Here is a 25,426-nt window from a genome sequence, read left to right as displayed (position 1 = left end):
TTCCCGATCATAGGTTCGGGCCGTGCGGATAGCATCCGGCGCATGGACCTCAGGGAGCAGACGGCGGAGCGGGCGGCAGCGACGGAGCCGCGGCTGGAGCACACCGTCGTGGACGGCGTCGCGACCGTCGTCATCAGCAACCCCGCCAAGCGCAACGCCATGACCGCGGACATGTGGCAGGCGCTGCCCCCGCTCCTGGAGGGGCTGGCGGCCGATCCCGGCGTGCGGGTCCTCGTGCTCACCGGCGCCGGTGACACCTTCTGCGCCGGCGCCGACATCTCCTCCCTCCGTGACCCGGGCGGGCGGCCTCAGGCGCTCGCCGTCCGGGCCGAGGAGGCACTGGCGGCGTTTCCCCGGCCCACGCTGGCCGCCGTGCGCGGGTACTGCGTGGGCGGCGGCAGCCAGCTGGCCGCCGCCTGCGATCTGCGGTTCGCCGAGGAGGGCGCCTCGTTCGGTGTCACCCCGGCCAAGCTCGGCATCGTCTACCCCTCGTCCTCGACGCGGCGGCTGGTCGCGCTCGTCGGCCCCGCCACCGCGAAGTTCCTGCTGTTCTCCGGGGAGCTGATCGGGACGGAACGGGCGCTGCGCAGCGGGCTGGTGGACGAGGTCCTTCCGGCGGGCGCGCTGGCGGACCGGGTGGCCGCGTTCGCACGGACCCTGGCATCGCGTTCGCAACTGACCCAGGCCGCGGCGAAGGAGTTCGCCGACGGCCGTGCGGACCGGGACGCGTACTGGGCGGAGCAGGCAGGCGGCAGCGGCGACACCGCCGAGGGGGTCGCCGCCTTCCTGGAGCGCCGCACTCCGCGCTTCACCTGGACGACGACGGGGAATGCCGGGTCCGCTCCTACGTCAGGATGAACCGGCTCTTCGCCCGCCACTCCTCGACCATGGCCGCCGGGGCCTTCTCCGGCGCTCCGCAGTCGTAGGGCGGCTGCGGGTCGTACTCGGTCAGCAGCTGGACGGCGCGGGCGTGGTCGTGTCCCGCGATCCTGCCCAGCAGGGTGAGGCCCATGTCGATGCCGGAGGAGACCCCGGCGGCGGTGACGTACTTGCCGTCGACGACGACCCGCTCGCCCGTCGGCTCGGCGCCGAAGCGGGTCAGGACGTCGAGGGCCAGCCAGTGCGAGGTGGCGCGCCGGCCGGTGAGCAGTCCGGCGGCGGCGAGCAGCAGGGACCCGGTGCACACCGAGGTGGTCCAGGTGCTGGTGGCGTCCGCCGTCCGCAGCCAGCCGAGCAGCGCCTCGTTCTCCATCTGGTCGCTCTGCCCGGGTCCTCCCGGCACGATCACCACGTCCGGGGCGGGCACCTCGGCGAGCGTGCGTTCGGCGGTGAGCGAGAGGCTGCCGCTGTCGTTGCGCACGGGGCCGGGCCGCTCGGCGACGAAGACGGTCTCGGCGCCGGGGGCCCGGCTGAGCATCTCGTACGGGCCCACGGCGTCCAGTGCGGTGAAGCGGTCGAAGAGCACGATGGCGATCTGCATGGAGTTCCTTCCGTCGGTGCTGCGGTGGCTGTGCGAGTCGTGTCAGACAGGCTGGGAGCGGAAGCGGCGGCGGTATTCGGCGGGCGCCGTCCCGAGTGCCTTGACGAAGGCGCGGCGCATCGCCTCCGGGGTGCCGTAGCCGCTGGCGCGGGAGATGCCGGCGATGCCGTCGGTCGTGTCCTCCAGCAGCCGGCGGGCCTGTTCGAGGCGTACGCGCTCGACGTACCGCCCGGGGGTCAGGCCGGTCTCGGCCTGGAAGGCGCGGGCGAAGTGGCGGGGCGAGAGCCGGGCGCGGGCGGCCAGGGCCTCCACGGAGAGGTCGGCGGCCGGATGCTCGGTGATCCAGTGCTGGAGCTCACGGAGCGGTTCGCGTACGGCGGTCTGTGCGGTGAGCTGGGCGCTGAACTGGGCCTGGTTCCCCGGGCGCCGCAGGAACACGACGAGATGGCGGGCGACCGAGAGGGCCACCTCCCGCCCGTGTTCCTCCTCGACCAGGGCGAGCGCGAGGTCGATGCCCGCGGTGACGCCGGCCGACGTCGCCAGCCGCCCGTCGCGTACGAAGATCGGGTCCGGGTCCACCCGCACCGCCGGGAATCTCCGGGCGAGCGTCTCGCAGACGGACCAGTGGGTGGTCACCCGGTGGCCGTCGAGCCGGCCCGCCTCGGCGAGGAGGAGGGCGCCGGTGCACACCGACACCAGCTCCCGGGCGCGCGGGGCGTGCACGCGGAGCCAGTCGACCAGCTCCGGGTCGGGCGTCCTCGTGCCGGCGCCTCCCGGCACGAGGAGCAGATCGGGCGCCGGAGCGTCGGCCAGCGCGGTGTCGGGCACGAGGGTGAGGCCGCTGGAGCAGCGGACCGGCGCGCCGTCGAGCGAGGCGGTGCGCAGGTCGTAGGAGACCCCGGGGAAGCGGGAGGCACCGGCGAAGACCTCCATCGGGCCGGTCACATCGAGGCTCTGGACGCCCTCGAAGAGGACGACGAGGACGTGGACGGATCGCTGCTTCATGCCCGTCATCCTGGTCATTGGCGCCGGATGGCCGCAATGACGAGTTCCCCACCTTTCCTGCCGTACCTGGTCCGGGGGCACCTGCCATACCTGGTCCGGGGCAGCCGTCCGGAACCCCGGGTCTACCCCACGTACCAACCAGTCGGTAACGTGCGGGCATGAGTACTCTTCCGCCGCGTGCCGGACGGCGCTGCCACAACGCGCTCAACCCGCTGCACTCCTGTGTCTACTTCTCCCCCGACCTCGGCAAGGAGTTCGGGGAGCTCGGTATCGACGACGAGAGCCGGGTCTACTTCGCCGCGCGCGGTGCGGCGCTGGGCGCCGTCGGGGCCGGCGCGGTCACCGCGACCTTCTACAACTTCAACCACGAGCTGGTGGCCCGCCATCTGCCGGCCGTCTGGTCGGAGATCACCCCCGAGGCGGCGCTCGGCGCCCGTCTGCGGGCCGCCGACGCGACGCTGCGCCGGGTCCTCGGCGAGGAGACCCTCGCGTCCCCCGAGATGGCGGAGGCCGCCACCCTGGCCCTGCGCGCCGCCGAGGCCTGCACCCGCCACGCCCGTCCGCTGTACGCCGCGCAGGCGGACCTGGACGTGCCGGACGAGCCGCACCTGGCGTACTGGCACGCGGCGACGCTGCTGCGCGAGCACCGCGGCGACGGTCACCTGGCCGGACTGCTCACGGCCGGTCTCGACCCGCTGGAGGCCCTGGTCAGCCACACCGCCACCGGCAAGGGCATGGCGCCCCGCTGGATCCTCGCCACCCGTGGCTGGCGGCGCACCGACTGGGACGCGGCGGTGGAGCGCCTGCGTGACCGGGGTGTGCTGGACGCCGGGGGCGAGCTGACCGAGGCGGGCACCGCGCTCAGGGCGGAGCTGGAGGAGGCGACGGACCGGATGGACTCCGCGCCGTACGAGCACCTGGGCGCCGACGGCGTGGAGCGGCTCACCGAGCTGGGCCGCGGGTTCCTGTTCATGGCGGCCTCGGCCGGCGCGTTCCCGGACGACCTGGTCGGCAAGGGCTGAGCCCGTACACGTTTACGTCGGGGCGTACGGGCCAGGCGATGTGCACACCCTACGAAGGAGGCACACCGTGTTCCGTGCGATCGCAAACGCTCTGAGTACCGTCGGTTCGGCCGTGGCCACCGTGGTGACTCTGCCCTTCCGGCTCCTGGCAGGCCTTTTCGGCGGCGCGTCGCGTGGCGGCAGGACCCGTCGCGCCTGACCCGGCCGTTCGTCAGACCGCCGGGGGACGTGATCGGCGACGTGACCGACCAGGTCACGCGACACGACCCCCGGCCACCCGGCACAATGCAGGCCAGGGCCTGTGTGGAGTCGCCCCGTGCCGCGGGGCGACTCCACACAGGCCCTGAGGGGCCCACCCGGGTGTGGACCACCCCGGTGGCACAGCCAGCACAGCCAGTACGAGAAGGCGAGTCGGGAAAACCGTGACGACGTCCATCGAAGGCAGGATCGCCGAGGAGCTCGGCGTACGTGAGCGTCAGGTGAAGGCGGCCGTCGACTTGCTCGACGGCGGCTCGACCGTGCCGTTCATCGCGCGCTACCGCAAGGAAGCGACCGAGATGCTCGACGACGCGCAGCTGCGCACGCTCGAGGAGAGGCTGCGGTATCTGCGGGAACTCGAGGACCGCCGTACGGCGGTCCTCGAGTCCGTACGTGAGCAGGGCAAGCTCGACGCCGCCCTGGAGGCGCAGATCCGGGCGGCCGAGACCAAGGCGCGGCTGGAGGACATCTACCTGCCGTTCAAGCCGAAGCGCCGCACCAAGGCGCAGATCGCACGCGAGGCGGGCCTGGAGCCCCTGGCCGGCGGGCTGCTCGACGACCCGTCCGTGGACCCGCTCACCGCCGCGGCCGCGTACGTCGACCCCGGCAAGGGTGTGGCGGACCCCGCCGCGGCGCTGGAGGGCGCCCGCGCGATCCTGACCGAGCGCTTCTCGGAGGACGCCGACCTCACCGGCGAGCTGCGCGAACGCATGTGGTCGCGCGGCAGGGTCGTCGCGAAGGTGCGGGACGGCAAGGAGGAGGCCGGCGCGAAGTTCGCCGACTACTTCGACTTCGCCGAGCCGTTCACCGCGCTCCCCTCGCACCGCGTCCTCGCGATGCTCCGGGGCGAGAAGGAGGACGTGCTCGACCTGGTCCTGGAGCCGGAGGAACCGTCGGAGCAGCCGGGCCCCTCCTCGTACGAGAACATGATCGCCCGCCGGTTCGGCGTGGCGGACCGGGGCCGCCCCGGGGACAAGTGGCTGGGCGACACGGTCCGCTGGGCCTGGCGGACCCGGATCCTCGTCCACCTCGGGATCGACCTGCGGCTGCGGCTGCGCACGGCGGCGGAGGACGAGGCCGTCCGCGTCTTCGCGTCGAACCTGCGCGACCTGCTGCTCGCCGCCCCGGCCGGCACGCGGGCGACGCTGGGGCTCGACCCCGGTTTCCGTACGGGTGTGAAGGTCGCCGTCGTGGACGCGACCGGCAAGGTCGTCGCGACGGACGTCATCCACCCGCATGTGCCGGCGAACAAGTGGGACCAGTCGCTCGCCACGCTGGAGCGCCTCGCCAGGGAGCACCGGGTCGACCTGATCGCGATCGGGAACGGCACGGCGTCCCGCGAGACCGACAAGCTCGCGGGTGAACTGTGCGACAGGCACCCGGAGCTGAAGCTCACGAAGGTGATGGTCTCGGAGGCGGGCGCCTCGGTGTACTCGGCGTCGGCCTTCGCCTCGCAGGAGCTCCCGGACATGGACGTGTCGCTGCGCGGGGCGGTCTCGATCGCGCGCCGGCTCCAGGACCCGCTGGCCGAGCTGGTGAAGATCGACCCGAAGTCGATCGGCGTCGGCCAGTACCAGCACGACCTGGCCGAGGTGAAGCTGTCGCGCTCCCTGGACGCCGTGGTCGAGGACTGTGTGAACGGCGTGGGCGTCGACGTCAACACGGCGTCGGCACCGCTGCTCTCCCGGGTCTCCGGCATCGGCTCCGGGCTGGCCGAGAACATCGTGGCGCACCGCGACGCCAACGGCCCGTTCCGCTCCCGCCGGGCGCTGAAGGACGTGGCGCGGCTGGGTCCGAAGGCGTACGAGCAGTGTGCGGGCTTCCTCCGGATCCGGGGCGGGGACGACCCGCTGGACGCGTCGAGCGTGCACCCCGAGGCGTACCCCGTGGTGCGCACGATGGTGAAGCGGACGGGCGGGGACGTCGCCGCGCTGATCGGCGACACGGGCACCCTCCGGTCGCTGCGGCCGGACGACTTCGTGGACGAGAAGTTCGGTCTGCCGACGGTCACGGACATCCTCAGGGAGCTGGAGAAGCCGGGCCGGGACCCGCGTCCCGCCTTCCGGACGGCCACGTTCAAGGAGGGCGTCGAGAAGCTCGGCGACCTGGTGCCCGGAATGGTGCTGGAGGGCGTCGTGACGAATGTGGCGGCGTTCGGCGCGTTCGTGGACGTCGGCGTCCACCAGGACGGCCTCGTCCATGTGTCGGCGATGTCGCGGACGTTCGTCAAGGACCCGAGGGATGTCGTGAAGCCGGGCGACATCGTGAAGGTGAAGGTCATGGACGTCGACATCCCGCGCAAGCGCGTCTCCCTGACCCTGCGGCTCGACGACGACGCCACGGCGGGTCCGGGCGGCGGGCAGGGCCAGAAGCGGGAGCGGAACGCGCAGGGCGGCGGCGAGCGGCCGCCCCGGCAACGGCAGGGGCAGGACAGCCGTCAGGGCGGCAACGGGCAGCGGCGTGACAGGCGCGGTGGCGCGGGCGGCGGTGGCGCGGCGCGCCCCGCCGCGGCACCCGCCAACAGCGCGATGGCCGACGCGCTGCGGCGCGCCGGGCTGACGGGCGGCTCCGACAAGGGCGGCTCCCGCCGCTGAGCACACCGCGCGGTTCTCCGGCGACGCGGCGGTCGCCGGAGAACCGCGCACGTACCGCACGTCCGCCCGCCCCGGCCTCCGGGGCGGGCGGACGTATGTCAGCCGGCCTCGCTGACCTTGCCGTCCGCCACCTCGACGCGGCGGGTCGTCCGGACCGCCTCCAGCATCCGCCGGTCGTGCGTGACCAGCAGCAGGGTCCCGGTGTACGCCTCCAGGGCGGACTCCAGCTGTTCGATCGCCGGAAGGTCGAGGTGGTTCGTCGGCTCGTCCAGGACCAGCAGGTTGACGCCCTTGCCCTGGAGGAGGGCGAGCCCGGCCCGGGTGCGCTCGCCGGGCGAGAGCGTGGTCGCGGGGCGCAGCACATGGGCGGCCCGCAGGCCGAACTTGGCGAGCAGGGTGCGCACATCGGCGGGCTCGGTGTCGGGGACGGCGGCACAGAAGGCTTCCAGCAGGCTCTCCGTGCCGTGGAACAGCTTGCGGGCCTGGTCGACCTCGCCCACCACGACGCCCGAACCGAGGGAGGCGTGGCCGGCGTCGAGGGGCAGCCTGCCGAGCAGGGCGGCGAGCAGGGTGGACTTGCCGGCCCCGTTGGCGCCGGTGATGGCGACCCGGTCCGCCCAGTCGATCTGCAGGGTGGCCGGGCCGAAGGAGAAGTCGCCCCGGACGACGGAGGCATCGCGCAGGGTGGCCACGACGGAACCGGAGCGCGGGGCGGAGGCGATCTCCATCCGCAGCTCCCACTCCTTGCGGGGCTCCTCGACGACGTCCAGGCGCTCGATCATGCGCTGGGTCTGCTTGGCCTTCGCGGCCTGCTTCTCGCTGGCCTCGCTGCGGAACTTGCGGCCGATCTTGTCGTTGTCGGTGGCCTTGCGGCGGGCGTTCTTGACGCCCTTGTCCATCCAGCCGCGCTGCATCTGGGCGCGGCCCTCCAGCGCGGAGCGCTTGTCGGCGTACTCCTCGAACTCCTCGCGGGCGTGGTTCCGTGCCCGCTCGCGCTCCTCCAGGTAGGAGGCGTAGCCGCCGCCGTAGAGGTTGATCTGCTGCTGGGCGAGGTCGAGTTCCAGGACCTTGGTGACCGTGCGCATCAGGAACTCGCGGTCGTGGCTGACGACGACGGTGCCGGCCCGGAGCCCGGAGACGAAGCGCTCCAGGCGCTCCAGGCCGTCGAGGTCCAGGTCGTTGGTGGGCTCGTCGAGCAGGAAGACGTCGTAGCGCGACAGCAGCAGCGAGGCCAGGCCGGCGCGGGCCGCCTGGCCGCCGGAGAGGGCCGTCATCGGCAGGTCGAGACCGATGGTGAGGCCGAGCTCCGCGGCGACCTCCTCGGCACGTTCGTCGAGGTCGGCGCCGCCGAGGGCGAGCCAGCGCTCCAGCGTCTCGGAGTACGCGTCGTCCGCGCCGGGCGCTCCGTCGACCAGGGCCTGGGTGGCGGCGTCCATGGCGGTCTGGGCGTCCGCGACGCCGGTGCGGCGGGCGAGGAACTCCCGTACGGACTCGCCCGCGCGGCGCTCGGGCTCCTGCGGGAGGTGTCCGACGGTCGCGGTGGGCGGGGAGAGCCTGAGCTCGCCCTCCTCCGGCCGGTCGAGCCCGGCGAGCAGGCGGAGGAGCGAGGACTTTCCGGCGCCGTTGGCTCCGACGAGACCGATCACGTCACCGGGCGCGACCACGAGGTCGAGCCCTGCGAAGAGTGTGCGGTCACCGTGTCCGGCGGCGAGTTCCTTGGCGACGAGAGTGGCAGTCATCAGGGTGACGATCCTAACGAACCGGCGGGGCCGTCCCTCCCGCCGGACCGGGGTGCGACCATGGCCTGTCCGGCCCCCGGCACGGGGGCGTTGCGACGGCAGGGGTGAGCACGGTGGCGGATGTGGTCGTGGTGGGTGGCGGGGTCAGCGGGCTGACCACGGCGCTGCTGCTGGCGGAGCGGGGCCTGCGGGTGCGCGTCTGGTCCAGGGACCCGGCCCCGGCCACCACCTCGGCGGTGGCCGGGGCGCTGTGGTGGCCGTACCGGATCGAGCCCGAGGCGCTGGTCACCGACTGGTCGCTGGAAACCCTCCGGGTGTACGAGGAGCTGGCGGCGGCCCCCGACGAGACCGGTGTCCGCATGGTCGCGGGGGTGCACGGGGGCGAGCGGCTGTCCGCGCTCGGGCCGTGGGCCCGCGGCCTGAAGGACGCCTCCGAGGTGGCGGAGGGGCTGCGGGTGACCCTTCCGCTGATCGACATGCCCGCCCACCTCCGCTGGCTGGAGGACCGGCTCCGGGCCGCGGGAGGCACGGTGGAGCGGCGTACGGTGCGCGGTTTCGCGGAGGCCGCGGCCGAGGCGCGGGTGGTGGTCAACTGCACCGGCCTCGGCTCGCGTGAGCTGGTGCCGGACCCCGGGGTACGGCCCGTCAGGGGCCAGCTGGTCGTGGTGGAGAACCCGGGCATCGGGGAGTGGTTCGCCGAGGCGGATCCGGCGTCGGGCGCGACGACGTACCTCTTTCCGCAGCCGGGCGGACTGGTGCTGGGCGGCACGGCGGAGGCGGACGATTCCCGCGCCGAGCCCGATCCGCGTACGGCCGAGGAGATCGTGGCGCGGTGTGCGCGGGTGCGGCCGGAGATCGCGGGGGCCCGGATCGTCGGCCACCGGGTGGGACTGCGGCCGGCCAGGGACGCCGGGGTGCGCATCGAGGCGGAGGAACTGCCGGGCGGCGGGCTGCTGGTGCACAACTACGGTCACGGGGGCGCCGGGGTGACGGTGGCCCGGGGCTGTGCGCGGGCCGCGGCTCAGCTGGTGGGCTGAGCCGCGGCACACCCTCAGGCCTGCGGGTCGTTCTTGTGGCGCTCGTCGGTGGTGACCTCCGTGCCGGGGCCGATCCGGATCTCGAAGTCCCCGTCGTACTTGGCGTGTCCCTCGATGACGGCGGACTCGACGGCCTCCACGCCGAACTCCCTGCGGACGATCATCGGGTCGTGGCGCAGGTCGCGCATGAGGGCGACGCACATCCCGACCATCACGATGGTGAAGGGGGCGGCCACCAGGATCGTCAGGTTCTGGAGGCCCGCCAGGGCGTCCCCCTGCCCGTTGCCGATGAGCAGCATGACCGCGGCGACGGCCCCGGTGACGACGCCCCAGAAGATCACGACCCATTTCGCGGGTTCGAGGACGCCCTTCTGGGAGAGCGTGCCCATCACGATCGAGGCGGCGTCGGCGCCGGAGACGAAGAAGATGCCGACCAGGATCATGACGAGGATGCTCATCACGGTGGCGATCGGGTACTCGTGGAGGACCCCGAAGAGCTGGGCCTCGGGGGTGTCGCCGACGCCTCTGAGCCGTCCGTCCCTCTGCAGCTCGATCGCCGAGCCGCCGAAGACGGCGAACCAGATGAGACTGACCGTGCTGGGCACCAGGATCACGCCGCCGACGAACTGCCGGATCGTGCGGCCGCGGCTGATCCTCGCGATGAACATGCCGACGAAGGGCGTCCAGGAGATCCACCACGCCCAGTAGAAGACGGTCCAGCTGGCGAGCCAGTCGGCCACTTCGCCCTCTCCGGTCGCCTCGGTCCGGCCGGCGAGCTGGGCGAGGTCACCGAAGTACGCCGCGATCGAGGTGGGCAGCAGGTCCAGGATGATGATGGTGGGGCCGACGACGAACACGAAGATCACCAGGATCAGCGCGAGCACCATGTTGATGTTGGAGAGCCACTGGATGCCCTTCTCCACACCGGAGACCGCCGAGGCGACGAAGGCGGCCGTCAGGACCGCGATGATCGCGACCAGCAGGCCGGTCCCGGTCTTCTCCATCCAGTTGAGCTCCTGGAAGCCGCTGCCGATCTGCAGGGCCCCGAGCCCCAGCGAGGCCGCGGAGCCGAAGAGCGTCGCGAAGATGGCGAGGATGTCGATGACGCGGCCGGCGACCCCGTGGGAGTGCCGCTCGCCGATGAGCGGGATGAAGACCGCGCTGATGGTCTGGCGCCGGTGCCGGCGGTAGGCGCTGTACGCGATGGCCAGCCCGACGACCGCGTAGATCGCCCAGGGGTGGAGCGTCCAGTGGAACAGCGTGGTCGCCATCGCCGTCTGCATGGCCTCGGCCGCGTCGGCGGGGTGCGTCCCCGGGGGCGGGTTGACGAAGTGGGCCAGCGGTTCGCTCACTCCGTAGAACATCAGGCCGATGCCCATACCGGCGCTGAACATCATCGCGACCCAGGAGACCGTCCTGAATTCGGGCTCCTCCCCCTCCTGGCCCAGCGAGATCTTCCCGTAACGGCTGATCGCGAGCCAGAGGGCGAAGACCACGAAGCCGGAGGCCGCCAGCATGAAGGCCCAGCCGCCGTTGTGGATGAGGCCGTTGAGCAGCGTGCTGGAGACGTCTTCCAGCGAGTCGGTGGCCGTGGCACCCCAGATCACGAAGGCGATGGTGAGCACTGCGGAGACGCCGAACACCACCCGGTCGGTCGTGGGACGGCGACCGTGGTGCGGATCGGTGGGCAGATCGGCCGTTACCGGCAGATACCCCCCTCGTCCACCCGTTCCCTGCTCATCGTGTGACACAAATGGCACCTTTCACGCAATGCGAATATTTCGCTCTCCGTAGGCAGTACCACACTCGATGCGCATCTTCCGGGACCCCCGAGCGGTACACGCGCGGCCGTTTGCGGAGCGCACGGGTCCGCGTCTCCGGCGTCCGCCCCCTCGGGCCGGGCCGATAGGCTGACGGCGTCCATGCCCGAGCCCACCGGTTCCAGCCGTTCCCGGCCCGGGCGCGCGTGCACGAGGAGCGACCCTTGCCCGTCCCCACCCCCGATCCGCAGCGCGATGTCCGCCCCACCCTGGAGGCGGTGGCGGCCCGCGCAGGTGTGTCCAGGGCGACGGCGTCCCGGGTCGTCAACGGCGGGGCGGGCGTACGTCAGCCCCTGGTGGACCAGGTGCGCAAGGCGGTCGACGAGCTGGGCTACATCCCGAACCACGCGGCGCGGACGCTGGTCACCCGGCGCAACGGCGCGGTCGCGGTGATCATCGACGAGCCGGAGTTCCGGATCTTCTCCGACCCGTTCTTCTCCCGGCAGATCCGCGGGATCAGCCGCGAGCTGAACGCCCACGACGCGCAGCTGGTCCTGCTCCTGGTGGAGGGCAGCGGCGACTTCGACCGGGTCACCCGTTATCTGGCGGGCGGCCATGTGGACGGGGTCCTGGCCTTCTCCCTGCACACCGACGACGAACTGCCCGCGATCATCCGGCGGTTCCGGGTCCCGACGGTCTACGGCGGCCGCCCGGAACACCCGGCGTCGGGGGGCGGGGACGCGCCGCAGGTGCCGTACGTCGACTGCGACAACCGGGGCGGTGCCCGCGAGGCCGTGCGCCATCTCGTCTCGCTCGGCCGGCGGCGCATCGCGCACATCGCCGGGCCCCGCGACCAGACGTCGGCGCTCGACCGGATCGACGGGTACCACGATGTGCTCCCCGACGCGGGGAGCGATCTCGTGGTGGAGGGCGACTTCACCGCGGAGGGCGGGGCCCGTGCCATGGCGGGCCTGCTGGAGGCCCGGCCGGATCTGGACGCCGTCTTCGTCTCCAACGACCTGATGGCCTCGGGCGCCCTGCGGGTGCTGCGCGAACGGGGCGTCCGGGTGCCGGAGGACGTGGCGGTGGTCGGGTTCGACGACATGACGTCCGTCGCCGAGGCCGCCGTACCTCCGCTGACGACGGTGCGTCAGGACGTCGAGGGCATGGGACGCCTGATGGTGCGGCTGCTGATGGAGCGGCTGAACAGCGACACCGGCACATGGCCCGAGTCCGTGATCACCCCGACCGAGCTGGTCCGCCGGGCCTCGGCCTGAGCACCCCGGCGGCCCGCCGCTCGGCCCGAGCCGACCGGGCGCGCGGCAGATAGCGCAGCCGCTCCGGGACCACCGGGACGACCCGCCGCACCACGGCCCCGAAGCGGCGCAGGCGACGCTCCTGCCGGGGCGTCCAGTCGAGCCCGATGGCCTCGCGGGCGTCCGGCGGCATCAGCCCGACGGTGAGGAAGCTCCGGAACCGGGCCAGCGGCGGGAGGAGCACCGGCCACAGCGCCTTCAGGACCAGCCGCAGCACGAGCGGGCCCCGGTCGGGCGGCGGTACGGGGAGATCGGTCGCGACCAGTTCGCGTACGACGACGGTGGCCTCCACCTCGTCGGCCAGCATCGAGCGGTAGTACGGCCAGAACTCCTCGATCGTCTGCGGCATGTCCCGGTCGTGGATGCCCAGGACCCGGCCGACCTGGAGCCACTCCCGGTACAGGGCGCGCTCCTGCGCCTCGGTGAGCGGGCGGATCAGGTAACGCGACGCGTGCCGGTAGACGGGGAAGCCCGTGGCGTGGACCCATGCGTAGTTCGCGGGCGTGAGCGCGTGGTAGCGGCGGCCACGGGTGTCGGTCCCCTGGATCGTGCGGTGCAGTCTCCGCAGCCTGCGCCCCTCCTCGGCGGCGGCCTCTCCCCCGTACACCCAGAGCTGGAGGGAGCTCAGGGAGCGTTCGCCGCGCCCCCAGGGGTCCGTGCGGAAGACCGAGTGCTCGTCCACGCCGGCGCCGACGGCCGGGTGCGCGACCTGGAGGGTGAGAGCGGCGGGCAGCATCAGCAGTCCGCGGATGTCACCGGCGAGGCTCCACAGGACACCGCCCGGCGGGGGCGGTACCGGCTCTCCTGCGCTGGTCATGCGGGTGCTCCCGGAGTTCGGCGGGCTCCCGGGCCGGTGCCCGGGCCGTGTGTTTCCAGTATGCGATCACGAGGGCGGCGGCGGTCCACGGGGGCGGCGGGCGCGGTGTCATGAACGAGGCGCGGGCCTCCGTCCCCGAATCCGTGTCGGCGGTGTTGACGGGCCCCGTGAAACAAGTCAATAGTATTTGTAACTTTGACTCCCGGTGACTCCGTCCACAGAGGAGGCCGCACACCATGGGCCGTTACAGCCGACTGCGCGAGATCCGCCGGATGGATCCCGCACGCGACTGCGCCGAGATACTCCGGCTGATGTCCCAGTACGAGTTCCCGTGGGACTACCGGCAGGGCATCAGCGTCGCCTTCCTGCGCGACTACGGCGTTCCCCGGATCTCCGTACTGCTCGACCGCACGCAGGAGTTCGAGCGCAACGGCCAGAAGCGCTACGACGACACCGTCCTGTTCGGATACGAGATGGCGGCCGAGGGCTTCGACTCGGAGCGGGCCCGGGCGGCGGCCCGCCATCTCAACCGGATCCACGGCAAGTACCGCATCCCGAACGAGGACTACCTCTATGTGCTGGCCACCACGGTCGTCGGCCCCAAACGCTGGATCGACCGGTTCGGCTGGCGCCCCCTGTGCGCGCAGGAGGCGGCGGCGCTGGCCGAGGTGGGGCGGCGGATGGCGGTCATGATGGGCATCGAGGGGGCGCCCGGGACGTACGAGGGGTTCGAGAGGCTGCTCGACTCCTACGAGGACCGGATGTTCGCGTACGACCCGGCGAACCGCCGCGTCGCCAACGCCACCTTCCGGGTGATGGCCGCCTGGTATCCGGCCCCGCTGCGTCCCCTGGTGGCCCGGTTCTCGCTCGCCCTGCTGGACGAGCCGTTACTGCGCGCGCTGGGCTTCCCGGCCCAGCCGCGATGGGCGCGGGCCTCCGCCGTACGGCTGGTGCGCGCCCGGTCGTACGGTGTGCGGCTGCTGCCCGCCCGGCCCCGGTGGCTGCCCTCGCGTCCCCGGCCCCGCAGTTATCCCTTCGGCTACCGGCTCGACGACCTCGGTCCGCACTGGGCGCGGAACCGCCCCCTGGAACCCCTGCCCATGGAGACGTCATGACGGACGGAACGGACCGCGCTGCCCGCACGGAGCGGGCGGCGCACGGCATCGAGGACATCCGTGCGGCGGTGGCCCGGGGCAGGACCGCGGGCCGCCGCTGGGCCGCGCTCGAAGCGCGGGAGCGGCGCGCCGTCCTGCTGCGCTGGAAGCGGGAACTGGCGTCCCGCACGGACGAGTTCGCCGGAGTGATCGCGGCGGAGACCGGCAAGCCGCCGCACGACGCCCGCTCCGAGGTGCTGCTGACCCTGGTCCATCTGGACTGGGCGGCGCGCAACGCACACCGGGTGCTGGGCCGGCGGCGGGTGCCGTCCGGCCTGCTGTCGGTCCACCAGCGGGCGCTGCTGGCCTACCGTCCGCTCGGGGTGATCGGCGTGATCGGCCCCTGGAACTATCCGCTCTACACACCGATGGGCTCGATCGGTTACGCCCTCGCCGCGGGCAACGCGGTGGTGTTCAAGCCGTCCGAACTCACCCCCGACGTGGGGGTCCTGCTGGCCCGGAGTTTCGGTGAGGCCGCCCCGGACCACGCGGATCTGCTGCAGACGGTCACCGGACCGGGCTCCACCGGGGCCGCCCTGGCCGGCGCGGACGGGCCGACCGGGGTGGACAAGGTGGCCTTCACCGGCTCACCGGGCACCGCCCGCAAGGTCGCCGCGGCCTGCGCGGCCACGCTGACTCCGCTGCTCGCCGAGTGCGGCGGCAAGGACGCGGTGCTGGTCGCGGCGGACGCCGATCTGGACGCGGCGGCCGACGCGATCGTGTGGGGGGCCATGGGCAACGCCGGCCAGACCTGCGCCGGCGTGGAGCGGGTGTACGCGGACGCCTCGGTCCACGAGGCCCTGTGCGCCCGCGTCGTGAGCCGGGCGCGGGCGCTGGTGCCCGGCGACACCTACGGGCCGCTCACCCTGCCGTCCCAGCTCGGTGTGGTGGAACGTCATGTGAAGGAGGCCCTGGTGGACGGCGGCACGGCCGAACTGGGCGGCCCCGACGGCCTGCGGAGCCGTGTCCTTGCCCCGGTGGTGCTCTCGGGGGTGCCGGAGGACTCGCCGGCCATGACGGAGGAGACCTTCGGGCCGGTCGTCGTGGTGAACCCGGTGCGCGACATGGACGAGGCCGTGGAGCGGGCGAACGCGTCGGCGTACTCGCTGGGCGCCGCCGTGTTCACCCGCTCCAGGGCCGCGGGGCTCGCGCTGGCGGAGCGTCTCGACTCCGGTGCCGTGTCGGTGAACTCGGTGCTCGGCTTCGCGGCGATCCCCTCCCTGCCCTTCGGCGGCGCGGGCGAGTCGGGGTACGGGCGGATCCACGGCGAGGAGGGGCTGCGGGCCTTCGCGGCGCCGCACTCGGTCACCGTACGGCGGTTCGCGCCTGTGGTGGACCTGATGTCGTTCGCGACCGCCCGGGAGACGGCCGCCCGGGCGGTGGAACTGGGCAGGAAGCTGCACGCCCGGTTCTGAGGACGCTCACGCGACGCTGAGCAGCGGCACCAGATACCGGCGGGCGAAGGAGCCCACCTGCTCGTCGTCGTCCAGTTCGAAGCAGCTCACCGGGTTGAGGAGGAAGGAGACGGTGATCCGCACCATCAGTTCGGCGACCGGTGTCGGGTCCGTCTCCGGCCGTCCCTCCGCGCGCTGGGCACGGCGGAGCCGGTCGGCCAGGTACCCGCGCATCGCGAGGAAGGCGGGGCCGCTCTCCAGCGTGAGGAAGGGGAGCATGATCTCCGGCTCCAGCCTCAGCAGGCCGCCCACCAGCGGGTGTTCACGGATGTGCTTGAGGACGGCGACGAAACCGGCGACGAGCCTGTCCTCCATGGTGGGCAGCGGGGCGACCGCCTCGTCCACCTCCACGACGAACCGGCTGTACTCCCGCAGCAGGCAGGCCGAGACCAGGCTGTCCTTGTTGCCGATCCGGCGGTACACCGTGACGCGGGAGACCTTGGCGCGCTTGGCCACGTCGTCGACGGTCGAGCGGCGCAGACCGAAGGTCATGAACTGCTCGCGGGCGGCGTCCAGGATCTGTTCGCTCAGCGCGTCGGACGGTGGTCGCGCGGCGAGCGCCCTGCCCAGCAGTGTCTCGTCATCGCCCGGTGCCGCCATGGGTGCTCTCCGTCCGTCGTGACCCTCCACCCTATCGACCACGCAACAGTGTTATCCCATCCGGCTCTTTGTAACCCAACGGGCCGCTCCTCCCTGGAGGTTCTCCATGTCCACCACCCACGCCCTCCCGCGGACGGCCTCGGCCGAGCAGCGGGCCTTCGTCACTGCCCTGCGGGACTTCGCCCGGCGCGAGTGCGGTACGCGCGAGCAGCGCGACGCGCTGGCCGCGGAGACCGGCGGCCCGCACGCCCCGTCGCTGTACGCCCGGCTCGCGGAGCTCGGCTGGCTCGGTGTGTGCCTCCCCGAGGAGTACGGGGGCGCGGGCGGCGGGATGACGGACGCCTGCCTCTTCCTGCGGGAGACGGCGCGCGGCCTCGTCCCGGCGGGCGGGTTCATCACCTCGGTGATCACGGCGAAGGCGTACGAGCGCTTCGGCAGCGAGGCGCAGTGCAAGGCGGCGGTCGGGGGCGCCGTGGCCGGCCAGGTGCTGTCCATCGCGATGTCGGAGCCGGAGGCCGGGTCCGATGTGGCGGCGCTGCGGTGCGGGGCCGAACGCACGCCGGACGGCGGCTGGCTGATCGACGGCCACAAGACGTGGATCTCCAACGCGCATCTGGCCGAGTACATCCTGCTGGTGGCCAGGACCGGCACGGGCGGCGCGAAGCACGACGGGCTGACCATGTTCCACGTGCCGGCGAGGACGGCCGGGATCGAGATCCGTCCCATCGGGACGATGGGCGGCCACGAGGTCAACGACGTCTATCTCACCGGGGTCAGGCTGCCGGCCGACGCCGTCGTGGGCACGGCCGACCGTGCCTGGGCCCAGCTGATGGCGGGTCTGAACGCGGAGCGGCTCTTCCTGGCGGCGAACATGCTGGGCCTCGCGGAACGGATCCTGGAGGACACGGTGGCGTACGTACGGGGGCGTGAGCAGTTCGGCCGGCCGGTGGGCTCCTTCCAGGCCCTGCGGCACCGGCTGGCCGACCTGGCGACCGAGATCGAGTGCGCCCGGCTGCTGGTCTTCGACGTGGCGGCGGCCTGCGACGCGGAGCCGGAGAGGCTGTTCCCCCGCGAGGCGTCCATGGCGAAGCTCAAGGCCACCGAGACGGCGAGGCACGCGGCGCTGGAGGGCATGCAGATGATGGGCGGCTACGGCTACGCCACCGAGTACGACATGGAGCGCCATCTGCGGGCGGCGGTCGTGTCCACGGTGTACGGCGGCACGAGCGAGATCCAGCGCGACATCATCGGCAGGAGCTACGGCCTGTAGCCGACGGCCCCGGGCGGCGCTCAGCCGAAGTCGTACACCGTGACGTCGATGCCCCGGTTCACCAGCCGGTCGGTGACGAGGGGTTCGACCCTGGCCCAGGTGCCGCCCGCGAGCCCGCAGCCGATCCTCGGCATGTGGACCGAGGCACCCAGCTCGGCGGCCTTGCCCGCCACCGTGCCGAGACCCGCGCCGATCGCCTCGTAACGCACCGGCACACCCTTGCTGCCGGTGCGTATCCCCCGTTGGCCCACCACGTTCGCCACCCAGATGTAGGGCTCGACCTGGACGAACTGCGCGGCCCCCAGCCCGAAGTCGTTCCCGGCGCGCTCACGGTGCCAGCGGCGGTAGGCGGCTTCGGGCCCGGGCCAGCGGCGGGACACGGCGAGGACGAAGCCCTTGCCCCAGCCGCCCAGGTCGTTGCAGACGTGCACGATCAGCTTGACGCCCTTGCCCTGGGGGCTGGTGGCGTCGCCCCGTACGTAGGTGATCCCCGGCATGCCCTCACCGTAGCCGCGCCCACCGACAACCGGTCCTCAGCTGCCGTTCTCCTCGTACAGGCCGTCGAGCAGGTCGCCGTACCGGTCGCGGATCACCCGGCGGCGAAGCTTCAGCGAGGGGGTGAGCTCACCGGTCTCCGGCCCCCACTCCCGGGTCAGCAGCCGGTAGCGCTTGATCTGTTCGGTGCGGTTCAGCCGGGCGTTGGCGGCCTCGACGGCGCGCGCGATCTCCGCGTGCACCGCGGGGTGGCCGGCCGGGTCGCCGTCGATGCCCCGGGCCGCCGCCCAGGCCGGGGCCACCTCGGTGTCCAGGACGAGCAGCGCCACGAGGTAGGAGCGCCCGTCGCCGTGGACGAGGGCCTGGCCGATCAGGGGGTGTTCCTTCAGGGTGTTCTCGACGAGCGCCGGGGAGACGTTCTTCCCGGTCGAGGTGATGATCATTTCCTTCTTGCGGTCGGTGAGCCAGAGGTATCCGTCCTCGTCGACCCGGCCGACGTCCCCGGTGGCGAACCAGCCGTCCGCGTCGAGCGCCCCGTCCACGGTGCCGTCGGCGCGCAGATATCCGGGGAACACGGTCTCGCCGCGGACCAGGATCTCGCCGTCCTCGGCGATCCGGAGCTCCAGGCCCTCCAGCGGGCGTCCCACCGAGCCCAGACGGAAGGCCGACGGGCTGTTGGTGGTGAACACGCCGACCGTCTCGGTGAGCCCCCAGGCGTCCATGACGACGATCCCGAAGCCCGCCCAGAAGCGCACCACTTCGAGCGGCATCGGCGCCGAGGCGCTGGCCGTCCACACCAGCCGTTCGAACCCGGCCAGCGACAGCAGGGGGTCCAGCACGGTCTGTCTGGCCTCCCGGTACGCGGCCTCCAGTGCGGCGGACGGCTCCTCGCCGCGCTCCCGGCAGGCCACATGCTCACGGGCCGTGGCGTTCGCCGCCTCGACGGCGGTCAACTGCTCCTCGGGCAGCTCGGCCAGGGCGGCCCGGACGGACGCCGCGAGCTTCTCCCACACCCGGGGCACGCCGAAGAACTGGGCGGGGTGCAGGGCGCGCGCGGTGGCGGCGACGGCTGCGGTGTCGGCGCAGAGGTGGACGTGCGAGGCCCGGAAGACCGGCAGGTAGATGCCCAGCATGCGTTCGGCGATGTGGGCGAACGGCAGGTAGCAGATGTGCGCGACATGATCCGGCAGTTCCACGACCCGGTCCAGGGCCAGCGCGTTGACGACGACGCCGCGGTGGGTGAGGGGCACCGCCTTCGGGTCGCCGGTGGTCCCCGAGGTGTAGACGACGGTGAGCGGGTCCTGGGCGCCGATCTCCCGCCAGGCCTTGTCGAAGGCCTCGTCGTCGCGCAGCCGCTCCCCCGTCTCCCGCAGCGCTCCGTACGACCGGTGCGGCCCGGCGGCGCCCGGCTCCACGACCACGAGCGTCTCCAGCGGTACGGTGGCGTCCGCCAGCAGGGGCTCCCAGCGCTCCCGTTCCCGCTCGCCCTCGACGATCGCGAGGCGGGCGCGGCTGTGGCGGGCGATGTGCGCGATCTGGCCGGGTGCCGCGGTCCCGTACACGGTCACGGGGACGGCGCCGAGGTGACCGAGGGCCAGGTCGCTGAGCCAGTGCTCGGGCCGGTTGCCCATCATCATGAGGACCTGCTCGCCGCGCGCCACCCCCAGCGCGCCGTAGCCGGCGGCCAGCACGGCCGTCTCGTGGCGTACCTCGCGCCAGGTGAGGGTGGTCCACCCGCCGCCGTCCGCGGCGCGCCAGGAGAGGGCGGGGAGGTCCCCGTGGTCCTCGGCGTTGCGCAGCAGCAGGGCGGGGAGGGTGAGTTGCTCGGGTCCGGTGGGAAGTCGCAGGATCGTGGTCACGGCCGCCTCCTGTCCGTTCGGCCGGACCGTGCGGTCCGTACCGGGGGTGGGACTGCGCTTCGATGCTGCCGGACACTTTCACAACACTGGTGAGACAGCAATACTGTTGCACCTGATCGGTACACGGCCACGGGCACGGACACGAGCACGGGCACAATGGACGGGAACTGCGGTCCCCGGCACGGAGGAGTGGACATGGCGACCGGGACCGACGAACCGACGCTGACCGTCGACGAACTGGCGGCGCGAGCGGGGGTCACCGTGCGCACCGTGCGCTTCTACAGCACCAGGGGCCTGCTGCCCCCTCCGGTGATCGGACCCCGGCGCGTCGGGCACTACGGGCAGGACCACCTCTCCCGGCTGGCCCTCATCGAGGAACTCCAGCACCAGGGCATGACGCTGGCCGCCATCGAGCGCTACCTCCAGCAGCTGCCGCCCGACCTGAGCGCGCAGGACCTGGCGATCCACCGCGCCCTGGTGGCCTCGTGGGCCCCGGACTCGGCCGAGGACATGGAGCGGGCCGAGCTGGAGCGCCGGGCGGGCCGGCCCCTGAGCGACGTGGACGTGGACCGGCTGGGGGCCATGGGCGTCCTGGAGCGCCCCAGGAAGGCCGGCGGGCCCTTCCTGGTCGACCCGGGTCTGCTGCGGCTCGGGATCGAGCTGCTGGACGTGCCCATCGCGCACGAGACGATCCTCGCGGCGCGCACGGTCCTGCTGGAGCACACCAGGTCGGCCGCGCACGAGCTGACGCGGCTGTTCCGGGACGAGGTGTGGAACCCGTACCGGGAGCGGGAGTCCGACCCGGAGCACGTGAAGGCGATGAAGTCGCTCACGGCCCATATGCAGCCGATGGTGCTTCAGGCGCTGCTGACGGCCTTCCAGCGGTCGCTGAAGGAGGAGCTGCGGGCCGCGTTCACCGCGGGTGAGGAGGGGTGAACACGGCCCGCACGGCCGTCAGTCGTGGAAGGTCTCGCCCTTCTCCGCCTTCTCCAGCAGGAGCGCGGAGGGCAGGAAGCGGTCGCCGTACCGCTCGGCGAGCTGCCGCGCCCGCGCCACGAAGCCGGGCAGGCCGCCCTCGTACCCGTTGATGTACTGGAGCACGCCACCGGTCCAGGCGGGGAAGCCGATGCCCATGATGGAGCCGATGTTGGCGTCGGCGACGGTCATGAGGACGTTCTCCTCCAGGCAGCGGACGCTGTCCAGCGCCTCGGAGAAGAGCATCCGCTCCTTCATGTCCTCGAAGGGCACGTCGGCGCCGGGCTTGGTGAAGTGCTCGCGCAGACCCGGCCAGAGCGCCCCGCGCCCGCCGTCCTCGCCGTACTCGTAGAAGCCCGCTCCCCCGCTGCGTCCGGGCCGCCCGAACTCGTCGACCATCCGGTCGATGACCGCGTCCGCGGGGTGCGTCGCCCAGGTGCCGCCCGCCTCCTCGACGGCGCGCCGGGTCTCGTTGCGGATCTTGCGGGGCAGGGTGAGGGTCAGCTCGTCCATGAGGGAGAGCACCTTGGCGGGGTAGCCGGCCTGCGCCGCCGCCTGTTCGACCGAGGCGGGCTCGACGCCCTCACCGATCATGGCGACGCCCTCGTTGATGAAGTGCCCGATGACGCGTGAGGTGAAGAACCCGCGGGAGTCGTTGACGACGATCGGGGTCTTCTTGATCCGGCGCACCAGGTCGAAGGCGCGTGCCAGGGCCTCGTCGCCGGTCTTCTCACCCTTGATGATCTCGACGAGCGGCATCTTGTCGACGGGAGAGAAGAAGTGCAGCCCGATGAAGTCCACCGGCCTGCTGACACCTTCGGCGAGCACCGTGATGGGCAGCGTCGAGGTGTTGGAGCAGAGCAGGGCGTCCGGGTCGATGATGTCCTGGATCTCCTGGAACACCTTGTGCTTGAGCGCGGTGTCCTCGAAGACCGCCTCGATGACGGCGTCGCAGCCGGCGAGGTCGGCCGGGTCCCCGGTCGGGGTGATGCGGGCCAGGAGCTCGTCCCGCTTCGCCTCGGTCGTACGGCCGCGGGAGAGCGCCTTGGCGAGGAGCTTCTCGCTGTACGCCTTGCCCTTGGCGGCCGCCTCCGTGGAGACGTCCTTGAGGACGACGTCGATGCCGGCGCGGGCGCAGGAGTAGGCGATGCCCGCGCCCATCATCCCGGCGCCGAGGACGGCGACCTTGCGGACCTGGCGCTCCTCGACACCCTCGGGGCGGCTGGCCCCGGAGTTGACGGCCTGGAGGTCGAAGAAGAACGCCTGGATCATGTTCTTGGCGACCTGGCCGGTGACGAGCTCGGTGAAGTAGCGCGCCTCGATGGTCTGCGCGGTCTCGAAGTCGACCTGCGAGCCCTCGACCGCCGCGGCCATGATGTTGCGGGGCGCGGGCATGGGCGCGCCCGCGAGCTGCTTCTTCAGGTTGGCGGGGAAGGCCGGCAGGTTGGCCGCGAACTTCGGGTGGGACGGGGTGCCGCCGGGGATCCGGTAGCCCTTGACGTCCCAGGGCTGCTGCGACTCGGGGTGGGCGTCGATGAAGGCGCGGGCCTGGTCGAGCATCTCCTCGCGGGTGGCGGCGACCTCGTGGACCAGGCCGTTCTCCAGCGCCCGTCGCGGGGTGTACTGGGTGCCCTGGAGCAGGACCTTCAGCAGGGCGTCGGTGATGCCCATGAGCCGTACGGTACGGGTGACGCCGCCGCCTGCGGGGAGCAGTCCGAGGGTGACCTCGGGGAGGCCGATCCGGGAGCCGGGGGCGTCCAGCGCGATCCGGTGGTGGGCGGCGAGCGCGATCTCGTAACCTCCGCCGAGCGCCGCGCCGTTGATGGCCGCCACGACCGGCTTGCCGAGGGTCTCGATGGTGCGCAGCGACTTCTTGATGGCGGTCCCGGCGTCGAACGCCTCCTGGGCGTTCTCCGGACCGATCCTGATCATGTCCTTGAGGTCGCCGCCCGCGAAGAAGGTCTTCTTGGCGGAGGTGTAGATGATGCCCCGGATGGAGTCCTTCTCGGCCTCGGCGCGCTCGGCGACGGCGGCGATGGACTCCTTGAAGCCCTGGTTCATCGTGTTGGCGGACTGGTCGGGATCGTCGAGTACGAGGGTGACGACGCCGGTCTCGTCCTGTTCCCAGCGGATGGTCGTGCTCTCGGTCATTGCTGTTTTCTCCGTAAGCCGTAAGCGGGGGTGCCGGGGGACGGTCAGAGACGCTCGACGACGGTGGCGATGCCCATGCCGCCGCCGACGCAGAGGGTGGCGAGGCCGTAGCGCTTGTCCTGCCGCTCCAGCTCGTCGATGAGCGTGCCGAGGATCATCGCGCCGGTCGCGCCGAGCGGGTGGCCGAGCGCGATGGCGCCGCCGTTGACGTTGACCTTGTCGAGGCTCAGGCCCATGTCCCGGGCGAAGCGCAGGACGACACCGGCGAAGGCCTCGTTGATCTCGACGAGGTCGATGTCGTCGATGGTGAGCCCGGCCTTGGCCAGTGCCTTGCGGGTGGCGGGGGCGGGGCCGGTGAGCATGATGGTCGGCTCGGAGCCCGAGACGGCGGCGGAGACGATCCGGGCGCGCGGGGTGAGGCCGTAGCGCTCGCCGGTCTCCTTGGAGCCGATGGCGACGAGGGCGGCCCCGTCGACGATCCCGGAGGAGTTGCCCGCGTGGTGGACGTGGTCGATCTTCTCGACCCAGTGGTACTTCTGGAGGGCCACGGCGTCGAAGCCGCCCATCTCCCCGATCGTCGCGAAGGACGGCTTGAGGGAGGCCAGGGAGTCGGCGGTGGTGCCGGGTCGCATGTGCTCGTCGTGGTCGAGGACGAGCAGGCCGTTGCGGTCCCTGACCGGGACGACGGAGCGGGCGAAGCGCTCCTCCTTCCAGGCGATCGCGGCGCGCTCCTGGGACAGGGCGGCGTACTCGTCGACGTCGCGGCGGGAGAAGCCCTCGACCGTGGCGATGAGGTCGGCCCCGATGCCCTGGGGGGCGAAGCCGGTCTCGAAGCTGGTCATCGGGTCCATGGCCCAGGCACCGCCGTCGGAGCCCATGGGCACCCGGGACATCGACTCGACACCGCCCGCCAGGACCAGGTCCTCCCAGCCCGAACGGACCTTGGCGGCGGCCAGGTTGACCGCTTCCAGACCGGAGGCACAGAAGCGGTTCTCCTGGACGCCCGCGACGGAGTCCGGGAGGCCCGCGGCGATGGCGGCGATACGGGCGATGTCGGAGCCCTGGTCGCCGAGCGGGCTGACGACGCCGAGGACGATGTCGTCGATGGCCGCCGGGTCGAGTCCGGGGAACCGGGCGCGGATCTCGTGGATGAGGCCGACGACGAGGTCGATCGGCTTGGTGCCGTGCAGGGCGCCGTTGGCCTTGCCGCGGCCGCGCGGGGTGCGGATCGCGTCGTAGACGAATGCTTCGGTACTCAAGGCAGCTGCCTTTCGGGTTCGGGGCGGGGCGGGTGGGTCAGGAGAGCAGCGAGCGGCCGATGATCTCCTTCATGATCTCGGTCGTGCCGCCGTAGATGGTCTGGATACGGCCGTCGGTGAAGGCCTTGGCGACCCGGTACTCCGTCATGTAGCCGTACCCGCCGTGGAGCTGGAGGCAGCGGTCGGCGACCCGCTTCTGCAGTTCGGTGGCCCACCACTTGGCCATCGAGGCGTGGACGGCGTCGAGCGTCCCCTCGGAGTAGTCGACGATGCAGCGGTCGAGGAAGGCCCGGGTGACGGCGCACTCGGTGGCCATCTCGGCGATCTCGAAGCGGATGTGCTGGAGCTTGGAGAGCGGGCGCCCGAAGGCCTCGCGCTCCTTGACGTACCGGGTGGTGATCTCCAGGAGGTGTTCGGCGGCGGCGATCCCGGCGACCGCTATGCCCATGCGCTCCTGGGCGAGGTTGGTCATGAGGTGGATGAACGCGCCGTCGAGCTCGCCGAGGAGGTTCTCCTTGGGCACGCGTACGTCGTTGAAGAACAGTTCGGCGGTGTCCTGGGACTTCTGGCCGATCTTGTCGAGGTTGCGGCCCCGTTCGAAGCCCTCGGCGCCGCGCTCGACGACGAGCAGCGAGAGGCCCTTCGCCCCGCCCTCCGGCGAGGTCTTGGCGACGACGATCACCAGGTCGGCGAGGATGCCGTTGGAGATGAAGGTCTTCGAGCCGTTGAGCAGCCAGTGGTCGCCCTTGTCCTCGGCGGAGGTGCGGATCCCCTGGAGGTCGGAGCCCGCGCCGGGCTCCGTCATGGCGATGGCGGTGATGGTCTCACCGCTGCAGAACCCGGGCAGCCAGCGCCGCTTCTGCTCCTCGGTGGCGAGGCCGGTCAGGTACGGGCCGATGATGTCGTTGTGGAGGCCGAGCGCGAGCCCGGAGACCCCGGCCCGGGTGAACTCCTCGGCGAGCACCGCGCTGTAGCGGAAGTCGGCATTGCCGCCACCGCCGTACTCCTCGGGGACCGCGAGGCCGAGCAGCCCCTGCCGGCCGGCCGCGAGCCAGGCCTCCCGCGAGACGATGCCGTCCTCCTCCCACTGCTCGTAGTACGGGAGGACCTCCTTGGCCAGGAAGGTGCGGACGGTCTCGCGGAACGCGTCGTGCTCTTCGGTGAAGATCTGCCGCTGCACT

General features: G+C 72.3%; 21 protein-coding genes. 10 read left to right on the top strand and 11 right to left on the bottom strand.

Annotated elements, in window-relative coordinates; genetic code table 11:
• Positions 1 to 42: 42 nt before the first annotated feature.
• Complete coding sequence (locus ACZ607_RS32045; protein WP_469740724.1) at positions 43 to 858, top strand: enoyl-CoA hydratase/isomerase family protein; 816 nt, start codon at positions 43 to 45, stop codon at positions 856 to 858.
• Here the strand turns inward: ACZ607_RS32045 and ACZ607_RS32040 are convergent.
• Positions 845 to 1,480: a DJ-1/PfpI family protein gene (locus ACZ607_RS32040; RefSeq protein WP_469740722.1), complete on the bottom strand. Its 636-nt coding sequence runs from the start codon at positions 1,478 to 1,480 to the stop codon at positions 845 to 847. The two genes, ACZ607_RS32045 and ACZ607_RS32040, sit on opposite strands and share 14 nt — an antisense overlap.
• Before the next feature lie 42 nt (positions 1,481 to 1,522).
• Positions 1,523 to 2,485 carry a GlxA family transcriptional regulator gene (locus tag ACZ607_RS32035; RefSeq protein WP_469740721.1) on the bottom strand — a complete coding sequence of 321 codons (963 nt, stop codon included), beginning with the start codon at positions 2,483 to 2,485 and terminating at the stop codon, positions 1,523 to 1,525.
• Between the two features lie 158 nt (positions 2,486 to 2,643).
• Here ACZ607_RS32035 and ACZ607_RS32030 point away from each other — a divergent pair, with 158 nt between their 5' ends.
• From ACZ607_RS32030 to ACZ607_RS32020, 3 genes are all read left to right on the top strand, one after another.
• Positions 2,644 to 3,507 (top strand): SCO6745 family protein, encoded by an 864-nt coding sequence (locus ACZ607_RS32030; protein WP_469740718.1) that lies wholly within the window; start codon positions 2,644 to 2,646, stop codon positions 3,505 to 3,507.
• A gap of 67 nt (positions 3,508 to 3,574) precedes the next feature.
• Positions 3,575 to 3,706, top strand: coding sequence for an LPFR motif small protein (locus ACZ607_RS32025; RefSeq protein ID WP_261988152.1), 132 nt, complete (start codon positions 3,575 to 3,577; stop codon positions 3,704 to 3,706).
• 223 nt (positions 3,707 to 3,929) lie between these two features.
• Positions 3,930 to 6,359 carry a Tex family protein gene (locus tag ACZ607_RS32020; protein WP_469740716.1) on the top strand — a complete coding sequence of 810 codons (2,430 nt, stop codon included), beginning with the start codon at positions 3,930 to 3,932 and terminating at the stop codon, positions 6,357 to 6,359.
• A gap of 98 nt (positions 6,360 to 6,457) precedes the next feature.
• On the opposite strand, the gene ACZ607_RS32015 is transcribed toward ACZ607_RS32020, so the two are convergent.
• Entirely contained in the window at positions 6,458 to 8,098 is a 1,641-nt protein-coding gene (locus tag ACZ607_RS32015; protein ID WP_469740714.1) for an ABC-F family ATP-binding cassette domain-containing protein, read from the bottom strand.
• Between the two features lie 104 nt (positions 8,099 to 8,202).
• Here ACZ607_RS32015 and ACZ607_RS32010 point away from each other — a divergent pair, with 104 nt between their 5' ends.
• On the top strand, positions 8,203 to 9,135 hold the full coding sequence (locus tag ACZ607_RS32010) for an FAD-dependent oxidoreductase (protein ID WP_469740712.1): 933 nt from the start codon (positions 8,203 to 8,205) through the stop codon (positions 9,133 to 9,135).
• A gap of 14 nt (positions 9,136 to 9,149) precedes the next feature.
• Here the strand turns inward: ACZ607_RS32010 and ACZ607_RS32005 are convergent, their stop codons facing one another.
• Positions 9,150 to 10,886: a BCCT family transporter gene (locus tag ACZ607_RS32005; protein WP_469740710.1), complete on the bottom strand. Its 1,737-nt coding sequence runs from the start codon at positions 10,884 to 10,886 to the stop codon at positions 9,150 to 9,152.
• Positions 10,887 to 11,119: 233 nt separating this feature from the next.
• Here ACZ607_RS32005 and ACZ607_RS32000 point away from each other — a divergent pair, with 233 nt between their 5' ends.
• The gene (locus ACZ607_RS32000; RefSeq protein WP_469740707.1) at positions 11,120 to 12,172 is read left to right on the top strand and encodes a LacI family DNA-binding transcriptional regulator; all 1,053 of its coding nucleotides are present in this window, start codon (positions 11,120 to 11,122) and stop codon (positions 12,170 to 12,172) included.
• On the opposite strand, the gene ACZ607_RS31995 is transcribed toward ACZ607_RS32000, so the two are convergent.
• Complete coding sequence (locus ACZ607_RS31995; RefSeq protein ID WP_469740705.1) at positions 12,135 to 13,028, bottom strand: oxygenase MpaB family protein; 894 nt, start codon at positions 13,026 to 13,028, stop codon at positions 12,135 to 12,137. The genes ACZ607_RS32000 and ACZ607_RS31995 overlap by 38 nt on opposite strands.
• Before the next feature lie 236 nt (positions 13,029 to 13,264).
• Here ACZ607_RS31995 and ACZ607_RS31990 point away from each other — a divergent pair, with 236 nt between their 5' ends.
• Together ACZ607_RS31990 and ACZ607_RS31985 are read left to right on the top strand one after the other, a co-directional pair.
• Positions 13,265 to 14,143 (top strand): oxygenase MpaB family protein, encoded by an 879-nt coding sequence (locus ACZ607_RS31990; protein WP_469740702.1) that lies wholly within the window; start codon positions 13,265 to 13,267, stop codon positions 14,141 to 14,143.
• Positions 14,140 to 15,597 carry an aldehyde dehydrogenase family protein gene (locus ACZ607_RS31985; RefSeq protein ID WP_469740700.1) on the top strand — a complete coding sequence of 486 codons (1,458 nt, stop codon included), beginning with the start codon at positions 14,140 to 14,142 and terminating at the stop codon, positions 15,595 to 15,597. Before ACZ607_RS31990 ends, ACZ607_RS31985 begins: the two co-directional genes overlap by 4 nt.
• A gap of 6 nt (positions 15,598 to 15,603) precedes the next feature.
• Here the strand turns inward: ACZ607_RS31985 and ACZ607_RS31980 are convergent, their stop codons facing one another.
• The gene (locus tag ACZ607_RS31980) at positions 15,604 to 16,236 is read right to left on the bottom strand and encodes a TetR/AcrR family transcriptional regulator (protein ID WP_469740698.1); all 633 of its coding nucleotides are present in this window, start codon (positions 16,234 to 16,236) and stop codon (positions 15,604 to 15,606) included.
• 106 nt (positions 16,237 to 16,342) lie between these two features.
• On the opposite strand from ACZ607_RS31980, the gene ACZ607_RS31975 reads away from it, so the two are divergent.
• On the top strand, positions 16,343 to 17,506 hold the full coding sequence (locus ACZ607_RS31975) for an acyl-CoA dehydrogenase family protein (RefSeq protein ID WP_469740696.1): 1,164 nt from the start codon (positions 16,343 to 16,345) through the stop codon (positions 17,504 to 17,506).
• A gap of 20 nt (positions 17,507 to 17,526) precedes the next feature.
• On the opposite strand, the gene ACZ607_RS31970 is transcribed toward ACZ607_RS31975, so the two are convergent.
• Complete coding sequence (locus ACZ607_RS31970; protein ID WP_469740694.1) at positions 17,527 to 18,003, bottom strand: macro domain-containing protein; 477 nt, start codon at positions 18,001 to 18,003, stop codon at positions 17,527 to 17,529.
• Between the two features lie 36 nt (positions 18,004 to 18,039).
• Entirely contained in the window at positions 18,040 to 19,860 is a 1,821-nt protein-coding gene (locus ACZ607_RS31965) for an AMP-dependent synthetase/ligase (protein ID WP_469740691.1), read from the bottom strand.
• 195 nt (positions 19,861 to 20,055) lie between these two features.
• Between ACZ607_RS31965 and ACZ607_RS31960 the strand changes: the two genes are divergently transcribed.
• Positions 20,056 to 20,796 (top strand): MerR family transcriptional regulator, encoded by a 741-nt coding sequence (locus ACZ607_RS31960; RefSeq protein ID WP_469740688.1) that lies wholly within the window; start codon positions 20,056 to 20,058, stop codon positions 20,794 to 20,796.
• 18 nt (positions 20,797 to 20,814) lie between these two features.
• Here ACZ607_RS31960 and ACZ607_RS31955 read toward each other — a convergent pair whose 3' ends face one another.
• From ACZ607_RS31955 to ACZ607_RS31945, 3 genes are read right to left on the bottom strand one after another with little or no spacing between them, the layout of a single operon-like run.
• On the bottom strand, positions 20,815 to 22,986 hold the full coding sequence (locus ACZ607_RS31955; RefSeq protein WP_469740686.1) for a 3-hydroxyacyl-CoA dehydrogenase NAD-binding domain-containing protein: 2,172 nt from the start codon (positions 22,984 to 22,986) through the stop codon (positions 20,815 to 20,817).
• Positions 22,987 to 23,030: 44 nt separating this feature from the next.
• On the bottom strand, positions 23,031 to 24,245 hold the full coding sequence (locus ACZ607_RS31950; protein WP_469740684.1) for an acetyl-CoA C-acetyltransferase: 1,215 nt from the start codon (positions 24,243 to 24,245) through the stop codon (positions 23,031 to 23,033).
• A 37-nt stretch (positions 24,246 to 24,282) separates the two neighbouring features.
• Positions 24,283 to 25,425 (bottom strand): acyl-CoA dehydrogenase family protein, encoded by a 1,143-nt coding sequence (locus ACZ607_RS31945; RefSeq protein ID WP_469740682.1) that lies wholly within the window; start codon positions 25,423 to 25,425, stop codon positions 24,283 to 24,285.
• Position 25,426 lies beyond the last annotated feature (1 nt).

Source organism: Streptomyces sp. NPDC104381 (genome assembly GCF_055583745.1).
The sequence above is the reverse complement of the archived record's forward strand: the minus strand, read 5'-3'. Positions and strand labels throughout refer to the sequence as shown.

Coding starts and splice junctions, on each gene's coding strand:
- ACZ607_RS32030 (WP_469740718.1), top strand. CDS start 2,644: ATGAGTACTCTTCCGCCGCGTGCCGGACGGCGCTGCCACAACGCGCTC.
- ACZ607_RS31980 (WP_469740698.1), bottom strand. CDS start 16,236: ATGGCGGCACCGGGCGATGACGAGACACTGCTGGGCAGGGCGCTCGCC.
- ACZ607_RS32035 (WP_469740721.1), bottom strand. CDS start 2,485: ATGAAGCAGCGATCCGTCCACGTCCTCGTCGTCCTCTTCGAGGGCGTC.
- ACZ607_RS31990 (WP_469740702.1), top strand. CDS start 13,265: ATGGGCCGTTACAGCCGACTGCGCGAGATCCGCCGGATGGATCCCGCA.
- ACZ607_RS32045 (WP_469740724.1), top strand. CDS start 43: ATGGACCTCAGGGAGCAGACGGCGGAGCGGGCGGCAGCGACGGAGCCG.
- ACZ607_RS31985 (WP_469740700.1), top strand. CDS start 14,140: ATGACGGACGGAACGGACCGCGCTGCCCGCACGGAGCGGGCGGCGCAC.
- ACZ607_RS32040 (WP_469740722.1), bottom strand. CDS start 1,480: ATGCAGATCGCCATCGTGCTCTTCGACCGCTTCACCGCACTGGACGCC.
- ACZ607_RS31970 (WP_469740694.1), bottom strand. CDS start 18,003: ATGCCGGGGATCACCTACGTACGGGGCGACGCCACCAGCCCCCAGGGC.
- ACZ607_RS31975 (WP_469740696.1), top strand. CDS start 16,343: ATGTCCACCACCCACGCCCTCCCGCGGACGGCCTCGGCCGAGCAGCGG.
- ACZ607_RS31960 (WP_469740688.1), top strand. CDS start 20,056: ATGGCGACCGGGACCGACGAACCGACGCTGACCGTCGACGAACTGGCG.
- ACZ607_RS31995 (WP_469740705.1), bottom strand. CDS start 13,028: ATGACCAGCGCAGGAGAGCCGGTACCGCCCCCGCCGGGCGGTGTCCTG.
- ACZ607_RS31955 (WP_469740686.1), bottom strand. CDS start 22,986: ATGACCGAGAGCACGACCATCCGCTGGGAACAGGACGAGACCGGCGTC.
- ACZ607_RS32015 (WP_469740714.1), bottom strand. CDS start 8,098: ATGACTGCCACTCTCGTCGCCAAGGAACTCGCCGCCGGACACGGTGAC.